Below are 9,844 nucleotides of genomic sequence, written 5' to 3'. Positions count from 1 at the left end.
CCGGCGGCATCGGCGGTGACGCCGGCAACGGTGGCAGGGGCGGGGCCGGCGGCAATGTCACCGTGGGCACCGCCGGCAACGGGGGCGACGGTGGTTCCACCGGCAAGGGCGGTCTCGGCGGCGCCGGCGGCGACGGCAATCGCACCGTCGCCACCGGCGGCGGCAACGGTGGCAACGGTGGCAACGGCGCCGCCGGCGGTGCCGGTGGCAACGGCGGATCCGGCGGAGCGGGCGGCGATGCCGCCACCGGCACCGGCGGTAGTGGCGGAAAGGGTGCTCTCGGTCAGTCCGGCGGCACCGGCGGCTCCGGTGGTACCGGTGAACAGGGCAGCGGCCTCGGCTTCAAGGGCGGCGTGGGCGGCAACGGCGCGATCGGTGGGGGCGGCGGCGCCGGCGGAAACGGCGGCAACGGCGGGCACGGCACTGTCATCGGCGGCACGGGCGGCGCGGGTGCCAACGGCGGCGGGGCGAGCCTCGGCGGCGTCGGCGGCCTCGGCGGTGTCAACCCCAGCGGCGGCACGGCCGCCAAGGGCGCTACCGGCGACCCCGGCGACCCCGGCGCGAACGGCGATAACGGCATCCCGGGATGACCCCAGCTCGTTGAGCCTGCGCCCAGGGCGGCGGCCACTCGTACTTCTGCGCCACAAGCGCAGAGTCAAAAGCTAGAGCAGCGACTCCGTCGCCGCCAGCAGAGCGCACGTGGACAGCCCGTCGACCGCGTCCCGCAGGTCCGGCAGCGACGGGAAGGACGGCGCGATCCTGATGTTCTTGTCCTCTGGGTCCTTGCGGTACGGGAACGACGCACCCGCCTCGGTGACCGCGATGCCCGCGTCCTTGGCCAGGGCGACGGTGCGGCGCGCGGTGCCGGGCAGCACGTCGAGGCTGACAAAGTAGCCGCCCTTGGGGTCGGTCCACGAGGCGATCTTGGATTCACCGAGCCGCTGCTCGAGGATCTCGGCCACCAGCGCGAACTTCGGCGCCAGTATCTGCTGGTGGCGCTGCATGTGCAGGCGCACCCCGTCGGCATCGCCGAAGAAGCGCAGGTGCCGGAGCTGGTTCACCTTGTCCGGTCCTATGGACTTCTTGGCGGCGTACTGCAAGTACCAGGCGATATTGCCCAGCGATCCGCCGAAGAAGGACACCCCCGCGCCGGCGAACGTGATTTTGGAGGTGGAGGCGAAGATGTAGGGCCGGTTGGGGTTGCCGGCCTTGGTGGCCAGGCCGAGCACGTCCACCTGCCGGATGAAGTCGTGGGTGAGGGTGTGCACCGCATACGCGTTGTCCCAGAACAGCCGGAAGTCCGGCGCCGCGGTCTGCATCTGCACCAGCCGCCGCACGGTCTCCCAGGAGTAGGTGATGCCGGTGGGGTTGCCGAACACCGGAACCGTCCACATCCCTTTGATGGCGGGGTCCGCCGCGACGAGTTCCTCGATCAGGTCGACGTCGGGACCGTCCTCGACCATCGGGACCGGGATCATCTCGATGCCCATCGTCTCGGTGATGGAGAAGTGCCGGTCGTAACCGGGAACCGGGCACAGAAACTTCACGGCCGGCTCATCCTTCCAGGCCCGGGGCGAATCGACACCGCCGTGCAGCATGGAGAAGACGACCACGTCGTGCATGAATTCCAGGCTGGCGTTGTTGCCCGCGATCAGGTTCTGCACGGGCAGGCCGAGCAGCTCGGCGAAGATCTCGCGCAGCCCGGGCAATCCGTGCAGGCCGCCGTAGTTGCGGGTGTCGGTGCCTTCCGGGTCCCGGAAGTCCTCACCGGGCAACGTCAGTAACCCGTTGGACAGGTCGAGTTGCTCGGGCGACGGCTTCCCGCGGGTCAGGTCCAACGACAGCTTCTTGGCCTTCAGATCCGCGTATTCCTGCTGGTGGCGCTCGTGTAGCGCGGAGAGTTCTGCAGGGCTGAGGGAGTCGAAGGACACCAGGGACCCTTTCCCATCGAGAAAAGCGGATAAGCCGGGGCATAGAGGGGACCCCGCGCACCCGACAGAGCCCATTGACCCTTGCTGCCTTCCGGCCCTGGGGGAGTTCACAGGATAGACGCCGCGCGGGGTCCAACGGCGAGTGTAGTACCTGGATTTCCCGACGCGGCGGCGGCTGTGGCAGGGACCGGGGACACTAGGCCCGCATCAGCAGCTACCATGACCACGGAGGATTCGCCTAGTGGCCTATGGCGCTCGCCTGGAACGCGGGTTGGGTTAACAGCCCTCGCGGGTTCAAATCCCGCATCCTCCGCTGTACGGTCTGTCGTTTGACCTGGACCGATGCCGGAACTGACGGTGGGGCCCCGTCAATGTCCGGCGGCTTGAGTCGTCAGGCTTGAGGGACTTAAAGGAGTGGTATGGGGCGCAAGGTCGCCATCTTGTGGCACGCATCGTTCACGATTGGCGCCGGCGTCCTCTTCTTCTATTTCGTCCTGCCGCGGTGGCCCGAGCTGATGGGCGACATCGGCAGTGGCGCGGGGATGACGCTGCGGATCGTGACCGGCGCCCTGCTCGGACTGGCCGCTTTGCCGGTGGTCTTCACCCTGCTGCGCACCCGCAAGCCGGAGCTGGCCGTACCGCAGCTGGCGCTGACCATCAGGACCTGCTCGATCGTGGCCCACGTGCTGGCCGGCGTGCTGATAATCGGCACCGCGATCAGCGAGCACTGGTTCAGCCTGGACAAAGCCGGTCAGTGGTTGTTCGCGATCTACGGGGCCGCCGCAGCGATCGGCGTCCTCGGGTTCTTCGCCTTCTACCTGTCGTTCGTCGCTGAGCTGCCGCCGCCACCGCCCAAACCGATCAAGCCGAAGAAGGTCAAAGAGCGCCGTATCCGCGGGAAGAAGCGCGGGAAGGCAGTCGAGGCGGCGGCTGAAGACGACGAGGACGACGACGAGGACGCCGAGGACACGGAAGAGGACGCTGAGCACGCCGATGAGGCCGCGGAACCCGAAGAAGCGGCCGAACCGGAAGAAACGCAGGACGCAGAAACGGTTACCGCCGAGGCGCCCGCCCCGGTGCTGAGCGAGGAGAAGGCGCCGGACCAGGAGCCCGCGGAGACCGCTGAGGCGCCGGCGTCCGACGAGGCGTCCGAGCAGACCGTTGAATCTTCCGCGCGGCTACGCAACCGCCGTCCCACCGGCAAGACCTCGCACCGCCGTCGGCGCACCAGGGGCGGCGTCGCGGTCGAGGAGTAGGCCGGCCGACCCCGCCGCCATAATTGGGATCGGTAGCGGGAGCGGCGATCTGTACTTCTGCCATGACGACGCCATCGGGGCGGCGCATGACGGAAGGAAGTCCAGTGAAGCGTGTTATCGCGGTGGCGATCGGAACCCTTGGCTGCGCGTCGGCGCTGGTCGGTTGTTCCAGTGGCGGCCACAGTGCCAGCCCGGCCTCGAACGGACCGGCGAGCGTCGCCAGCAACGGCGGCGCGGGAACCGAGGTCAAGGTCGGCGGCTCGGATCTGCCGGGCCTGAACCCTTCCTCGGTGACTTGCGTCAAGCAGGGCGGCAAGATCAACATCGGCAGTGGCGACACCGGCGGACAGCAGGCGCTGGCGGTGGTGATGGCCGACGGCAACCCGCCCACGGTCGAGTCGCTGGCCATGGTGGTCGACGGCAACGCCCTTTCGGTGGCGGACAACATGGGATCGAAGGTCGGCTCGGCCAAGGTGTCGGTGGACGGCAAGACGTACACCATCACCGGGCAGGCTCAGGGCGCTGATCTGAAGAACCCGATGGCCGGAATGATCACCAAGGACTTCAACATCAAGGTCTCGTGCGGCTGACGAGGGGTGGTTCGGCACGGCGGGTATGCACTGCATGTCCGCCGTTCCGGATTGGCCGGAAGGCCGGGACTTATGATGCAGCCGTGTTGATCTCCCACGACCTCGAACGTGCCCTCGCACAGGCCCACAGCCTGGCGTTCGCGGCCGACGAGGACGCCTCGCGGGAGCTGCTGCTGTCGCTGCTGCCGGGGATCGAGCAGGCCGACCGCGATGACCTGGCGTTGGAGGTCTTTGCACAGCTCGGAGCGATCTACCTGGCCCGAGGCGCGAATGACGGCGTGCGCGAATGCATTCGGCGCATTCACGAACCGCTGGTGATTTACCGGGCCATCCTCGCCGGTACCTCGCCGGCGGCGGCCGAACAGGTACACATGCCGCACCCTGAGATCGCCCAAATGATCTGCCGTTACTCACGGCGCGCGCAGTTTCTGCAGATCGGGTTGGCCGCGGCGGAGGGACTGCACGAGGAGGCCCGAACCGGTCTGGATGGGCTGGCCGAACCGGGAGCCGAATTCCCCGATCTGGCCGACGAACGCGCCGCCCTGCTCACGCACGCCCGGGTGCTGTGCGCGACGGCATTGTGCGACGACGACTTGCACGTGCAATCGGTTGCACTGTGGGAGCAGGTGCTCGACGTCCTGCGCCAGCCTGCCCCCGCGTCCGAATATGCAGATTACATCTGGGTGCTGGCCGCCACCCACTACGGCCGTTTCTGCGTCGAGACCGGGCGCTTGGCCGAGGCCGAGCCCTGGCTGCGGCGCGCGGGAGCGCGAGCGCAAGCCAAAGGCTGGGAATTAGCGACCGCACGAACGCAATTGGAGCGCGCGGCAGCCTGCTGGTCGGTCGGTGACCACGTCAACACCGAGCAACTGGCGTCGGAGGCCTATCAGGTGATCAGCCGCTACGCGCGGGCGCACGACGTGTCCCGTTGCTGGCTGTACCTGGGCCTGACCCGGCTTGCCAGTGGCGCGCTGGAAGAAGCCGACCGGTGCTGGGAACAGGCCGAACAGCATTGGCGCGAGCTCGGCAAGCCATTGCATTTACACCGTATTCTGTTGCAGCGCAGCTGGATAGCTATCTTCTGGGGCCGGTTCGCGGATGCGGTGGAACTGATTGCGCAGGCGCGTGAGCTGCTCGACTCCTCCCCGCGCAGCAGCTGGCTGCAGTACGCCCTGCTCGACAACCATCTCGGAACGGTGTGGCGCGCCGATGCGCTGTCGGATATGGGATTCGACGGTTCGGGTGACCCCGACGAGTCACTGCAGGAAACCGAGGCACGTCAGGCCGAGTCGCTGGGAATCCTGCGCGGCGAGGTCGGCACCCCGGAGTATTGGCGCGCCATGACCAAATTGGAACAGGCCGCCGAACTGAAGATCCCGGCGGCCCTGGCGGTGGACTCGGTGCGCTACTCGATCGCCGATGCCGACGCGCGATCTCGCTGGGCAGCAAGGGTTTCCGCGCCGGTACTGGCGAGCGCGTTCGCGGTAGCCTGGGAATGGGAGAACACCCAACTGGTCAGCGAGTTGGTCGAATACCACAGCGCGCGCGGCACTTTCAACGCCGAACACCCGCAACGCCGGGTCGGTGAATGGGAGTCGACCGCTGCCGCTCCGGCATTCATCGAGGCTGGTGACGAACCCGCACCGGCCATCGCGGCAGCCGGTCCGGCATCGGGCGGGAGTTCACTGACCCGGCTCGGACCGTTGCCTCCCTTACAGATGCAACCCGGGGCGACGGCGATCATGAGCCACTACCGCGAGCTGGCACGGCAGCGGTACGGCCGAGCGGTCACCGCGTCGGAGCCGGCCTGGGCGACCTGGCCGTGAACGATCCGAATCGGCAGACTCTGGTGCTGCGGTACGCCGACGTCGGAATCGCCACCTACGCGAGCCTGTGGGTGGTCGGCGATCCGTCCCGAACCGTCAATTGGGTGGTCGAGGAGCCGATGCTGTTGGCGGCTTTGGAAGAACTGACCGGCGCTCTTCCCGAGCCGTACGGGGACGAAAGCCGCCGCGACGCCATCGAGCGGGCCCTGTCGCGGGGCGCGTTCGCAACCCCGGAAACCGAGCTGACGACCGCATACATTCTCGGCGTGCTGCTGATCGGCGAGGCCGGGTGGAAGCTGCTGTCGGAGTGCGTTTCATCGCCGCGGCCGACGCTGTTCGTCTCCCCGAGCGCCCGTCTGGCTCGAATGCCCTGGGGGTTGCTCGCACTACCGAAATCAGGCCCCAGCAAAGAGGAATTGGTGCGGGCCCGCCAGGACGCGATCACCGCCAGCGGCCGGGTTGCCGCCCGCATCCCCTGGCAGCTCGCGGACATCCGGGAACACACCGACGGCTATCGGTTGATGGAGTTGGCTGACGTACTACTGGCGGTGCCGCAGAACATCGTTCATGCGCCGCGCCCGGCTGCCCGGTGGGACGCCAGACGGGACGGCGCGTCGCTTCTGATCCTCGATCCCCGGGTACCTGGGCAGCGGCCAGACTCGGCACTGGGTTCGGTGCTCGGCCGGCCCTCCGAGCACACGGCACTGGCGCGGCACTTTGCCGACTCGATGCAGCGACGCGCGGTGCTTCCCGCGGTGGGCAGCTCGGTTGAGCTGTTCCGGCGTCAGGACGTTGACCGCAGGTGGCTGGCGGATGCGCTGGCCCAGCTTCCCAGCCGCCTGGTCTATGTCGGACATGCCAGCTCCGCCGATGGCGACTCGGGTCAGGCCGACCGGGCCGCACTGCATCTGGCGTGCACCGCCGCCGCACCCGGAGACGCGGAGGCAATCGGCAATCACCGCCCCTTGACCGCGTCGGATCTGATGTCGCTGCGGTTACCCATGCCGCCCCGCGTCGCGCTGCTGGCCTGTGCGTCGGGCGGTGACTATCAGTTCGACGAGGCGACCGGGCTGGTGGCCGCCATGATTCTAGGCGGGGCCCAGCTGGTGACCGCCACGCTCTGGTCGCTGCCGACTACCGCAGCGTATCGTCAATTCAGCTCGGTTCCAGACGATTCCGATCCCATGGCCGAGGCCGCCATCGCCGTCGACACCGCGCACGAAGAGCCGGACGCCGGGTGTGCCGTGAATCGTTGGCAGCGTGCGCAAATGCGCCGATGGCGGGACGGGGATGCCAGCGCCAGCCCGTTGTTCTGGGCAGCGCTGGTCACTTTCGCCGTGGACGGCGCGCGGTGATCTCAGACCAGCTCCAGACCCGACGCCCGCACGGCCAATACGTCGTCGGGCAGCGAAAGTTCCTCGCGGGCAGCGGGATCGAACGCCACCAGCATGACGAGTCCGGGCCGTAAAGTGGACATGTCCGTTTCGGAGTCGTCGTGCACCAACCGGCCGATGAAGCTGTCACCATGCACGCTGGACACTTCGATCCAGATCTGGCGTTCTCCGCCAACGGCTTCCGGCTGTTCGTCGACCACGGTGCGCACCGTACCGACCCCGACGGCAAGATTGTCCCGGCCGCTTCGCGCGCTGGCCGCGATCCGGCCGATCACCACGGCGGCGACACTCGCAACGAAGAACCCGGCCAGTGCGATCCACATGTTCATGCGACCAGATTCGACTGTCGCCAGCGCTACCGAACCCAACTTTTCGGGTACCGGTTTTTTTGCCGGTGCCCCTATCCTGTGGTGATGAGCGCCGACCCGCAGGCACCGCCTGCCAACGACAACCGCGCGGCGGGGCAACCCCGACGCGCGGTGATCGACCAGGCCTGGCGCGCAATCGGTCCCGGGGTCGAGGTGCTGAGCAGCGACGACGGCGGTCCCCTGACCCGCACCGTCAAACGGATCATTGATCCGTTGGTCCTGCGGCTGCGGTCCAATCCGCAATATTCCGCACCGGTGGTGGGCGGCGACACCGCAGCCGAGATGCACGACCTGATCGTCGGCAACGCCGGTCAATTGCGTGTTGCCGCAGCCTGGTTCGAGGTGCTCAAGCTCGAGCGCCGCAGGTTGCGAATCCGCAGCGGCAACGCCCAGGAGCTTTACTTCCCGGTGTGCTTCGAGCTCGCGGTGACCAAAGGCGCACCCACACCCCAGGATCGCGAGGCCGCCGCGGCGGTGCTGCACCAGGTGCACCAGGGCCGGGACCGCACCGCGATCGAGGTGCTCAACGACTACGTCGCCGATCCGGGTGTGGTGGCGACCCTGGCCGCTCAGCTGGAGGCCAGCTGGGCCGATGTCCGGGCGGACACGGCGGTGCTGGAACCCTTGCTGGCGGCGCTGACTACCGTGCTCGGCCCGGCCCGAAGCCACACCGCGGCCACCGCGCGCCAGCGGGTGTGGTCCTCGGTGATCGCCGACGCCACGCCGTACAACCTCGGGGCCCTGGTCCGGGACGACGGAGCGCAGGTCCCGTGGTCGATCGTCGAGCTCGGCCTGAGTTCCGCTGCGCCGCAGCGAGCGCCCCAGGTGGCCGACGGTTCCGACAGTGACCGCCCGCTGGATCGCACCGTGGTGGACCGGGTGCGTTCCACGCTGCGGCGCGCCCTGGACCGCGACGCGCTGCCCGACGTTCCACTGCTCTGCGAGGAGGAGGTCGACCGGGCCTGCGCGCCGTGGGGGCTGCTGGCCGAGGACAAGCAGGCAACGTTGGTCACCGGCATCGAGGTCGCCGGCGAGCTGGCGCCGTTGGACCGTTCGGTCACCAGCCGCTACGCGCTGGCCGGGCAGATCCAGGCGCGACTGCGCAAGGAGGCCTACGTGCTGCATGCGCGGCGGTATCTGGCCGAGGGCGGGCCGATCCATCCGCGCCAACAGCAGGTGGTCGACGACCTGGCCCGGTACCGGCAGCCGTATCTGAGCCGGTTGTGGGCACGGCTACACGGACGCGACGTCTGGCAGGAGTCCTGCGAGGACGTCGACGACGTGCGGTCACTGCTGGAGGGCGTCGCCAGGTCGGTCAGCCTCGACCATCGGCAACGCATCAAGTCGATGCTGGAATTGCAGGTGGCGGGATGAGACTTCTCGGAACCGTCGAACAGCCCCTGCCTCTGATGGCGGTGCTGGAAGTCAGCGGTGCGGTGTTGTCGTGGATCGTCGATGACCCGGCCGGCGCGGACGCCGCTGACATTTCCTTCACCGACCCCACCCGCGCCGACTGGCTGTGGCGCGTCATCGGCGAGTCCGGCCACGTCGCGCTGCTGTCGGCCGTCCAGGAACCTCGGGCTGTCACCGCATTCGACATCGCCCCCGGGGCGATGGGCTCGCTGCACCGCCTGGCGCTCGGCCATTGGCTGCGGCGGTGGTGGCCAGCCAGTCAGCGGGACGGGATCCCCGCCCTCGACCGGGCCCTGCTCGACGTCGAGGTGGCGCTGCTCACGGTGGAGGCACAGGCCTTTTTCAGCGATGAAACCCTGGATTCGGATGTGGCACAACTACTCGCGCCGCATGCCGCTGCCCTGATCGGTCTAGCGCACACCGATGACGGACGGGTGCGTGACCTGGTGCGGGACGGTGCCGAGCTGGCCGACGAGCTCGGCCTGGACGGCGCGGGCTGGGCGGAACTGTCTGTCGCGGTGCAGGATTCGACACTGGTTCCAACCATGCCGACCGGGTACCGCGATGACTACGCGTTGGCCGCGGGTGCGCAGCCGGGCCCGCGTCCGGGCGTGGCGATCGGACGGGGGGTCGCGTCGATCAACTGGGGCGCGGTGCCGCCGGGCATCTTCGACGCGGCGGAGGACACGGTCGATTGGAGCGTCGAGGCAGCCGGTCCGGGGGTCGTCGCCGTCGTGCGGGCGGCCGTCATCGGACCGGACCCGGCCACCGATGTCGCGGTGCGGTTGCGCTCCGGCGACGTCAGCGGCGCCGCCGCCATGGATGCCGCGGGGCGGGCCACCGTCCCCCTCGTCGACACACAGCGCGGAGAGTTGACGGAATCGGCTGCCTGGAACCACGATTGGCCGGCAACCTCGGTCGACATCGGGGCTCCGATATCGGCGGCAAGCGAAACCCGGGAGGCCCGGGACCGGGTCCGCGCCTGGGTACGGGCACGGCTCGACCAACCGCCGGCGGATGCCTACCTCGCCGAAGTCCTCGCCAGCGAGTCTTCCTATTGAGACTT

8 protein-coding genes, 1 tRNA gene, 1 other RNA gene and 1 pseudogene are annotated in these 9,844 nt (G+C 68.6%); 8 read left to right on the top strand and 3 right to left on the bottom strand.

What is annotated here, in order from left to right; genetic code table 11:
* Positions 1–590 (top strand): annotated as a pseudogene (locus AWC08_RS36445) (hypothetical protein); the annotation flags it as partial.
* A gap of 72 nt (positions 591–662) precedes the next feature.
* Here the strand turns inward: AWC08_RS36445 and AWC08_RS11850 are convergent.
* On the bottom strand, positions 663–1,931 hold the full coding sequence (locus AWC08_RS11850) for an aspartate aminotransferase type Ic (RefSeq protein ID WP_142283533.1): 1,269 nt from the start codon (positions 1,929–1,931) through the stop codon (positions 663–665).
* A gap of 41 nt (positions 1,932–1,972) precedes the next feature.
* Positions 1,973–2,069: signal recognition particle sRNA small type (ffs, locus tag AWC08_RS11845), an RNA gene on the bottom strand.
* Between the two features lie 89 nt (positions 2,070–2,158).
* Between ffs and AWC08_RS11840 the strand changes: the two genes are divergently transcribed.
* From AWC08_RS11840 to AWC08_RS11820, 5 genes are all read left to right on the top strand, one after another.
* A tRNA-Ser gene (locus AWC08_RS11840) sits at positions 2,159–2,244 on the top strand.
* A gap of 106 nt (positions 2,245–2,350) precedes the next feature.
* A complete protein-coding gene (lucA, locus tag AWC08_RS11835) occupies positions 2,351–3,187 on the top strand; it encodes a lipid uptake coordinator LucA (RefSeq protein WP_069432943.1) in 837 nt (278 codons plus the stop codon).
* Positions 3,188–3,273: 86 nt separating this feature from the next.
* Positions 3,274–3,777 carry a lipoprotein LpqH gene (locus AWC08_RS11830; RefSeq protein WP_172835195.1) on the top strand — a complete coding sequence of 168 codons (504 nt, stop codon included), beginning with the start codon at positions 3,274–3,276 and terminating at the stop codon, positions 3,775–3,777.
* Between the two features lie 83 nt (positions 3,778–3,860).
* A complete protein-coding gene (locus AWC08_RS11825) occupies positions 3,861–5,603 on the top strand; it encodes a hypothetical protein (protein ID WP_069432942.1) in 1,743 nt (580 codons plus the stop codon).
* Positions 5,600–6,958 (top strand): CHAT domain-containing protein, encoded by a 1,359-nt coding sequence (locus AWC08_RS11820; RefSeq protein ID WP_082986509.1) that lies wholly within the window; start codon positions 5,600–5,602, stop codon positions 6,956–6,958. The genes AWC08_RS11825 and AWC08_RS11820 overlap by 4 nt, the downstream gene beginning before the upstream one ends.
* Positions 6,959–6,960: 2 nt before the next feature.
* Here the strand turns inward: AWC08_RS11820 and AWC08_RS11815 are convergent, their stop codons facing one another.
* Positions 6,961–7,365 (bottom strand): hypothetical protein, encoded by a 405-nt coding sequence (locus AWC08_RS11815; protein WP_372513512.1) that lies wholly within the window; start codon positions 7,363–7,365, stop codon positions 6,961–6,963.
* 45 nt (positions 7,366–7,410) lie between these two features.
* Here AWC08_RS11815 and AWC08_RS11810 point away from each other — a divergent pair, with 45 nt between their 5' ends.
* Both AWC08_RS11810 and AWC08_RS11805 read left to right on the top strand, forming a co-directional pair.
* Positions 7,411–8,739 carry a hypothetical protein gene (locus tag AWC08_RS11810; protein ID WP_069432967.1) on the top strand — a complete coding sequence of 443 codons (1,329 nt, stop codon included), beginning with the start codon at positions 7,411–7,413 and terminating at the stop codon, positions 8,737–8,739.
* Positions 8,736–9,839 carry a hypothetical protein gene (locus AWC08_RS11805; RefSeq protein ID WP_069432941.1) on the top strand — a complete coding sequence of 368 codons (1,104 nt, stop codon included), beginning with the start codon at positions 8,736–8,738 and terminating at the stop codon, positions 9,837–9,839. Before AWC08_RS11810 ends, AWC08_RS11805 begins: the two co-directional genes overlap by 4 nt.
* Positions 9,840–9,844 lie beyond the last annotated feature (5 nt).

It is taken from the genome of Mycobacterium gordonae, assembly GCF_002101675.1.
Lineage (GTDB): Bacteria > Actinomycetota > Actinomycetes > Mycobacteriales > Mycobacteriaceae > Mycobacterium > Mycobacterium gordonae.
The sequence above is the reverse complement of the archived record's forward strand: the minus strand, read 5'-3'. Positions and strand labels throughout refer to the sequence as shown.

Coding starts and splice junctions, on each gene's coding strand:
- lucA (WP_069432943.1), top strand. CDS start 2,351: ATGGGGCGCAAGGTCGCCATCTTGTGGCACGCATCGTTCACGATTGGC.
- AWC08_RS11830 (WP_172835195.1), top strand. CDS start 3,274: ATGACGGAAGGAAGTCCAGTGAAGCGTGTTATCGCGGTGGCGATCGGA.
- AWC08_RS11810 (WP_069432967.1), top strand. CDS start 7,411: ATGAGCGCCGACCCGCAGGCACCGCCTGCCAACGACAACCGCGCGGCG.
- AWC08_RS11805 (WP_069432941.1), top strand. CDS start 8,736: ATGAGACTTCTCGGAACCGTCGAACAGCCCCTGCCTCTGATGGCGGTG.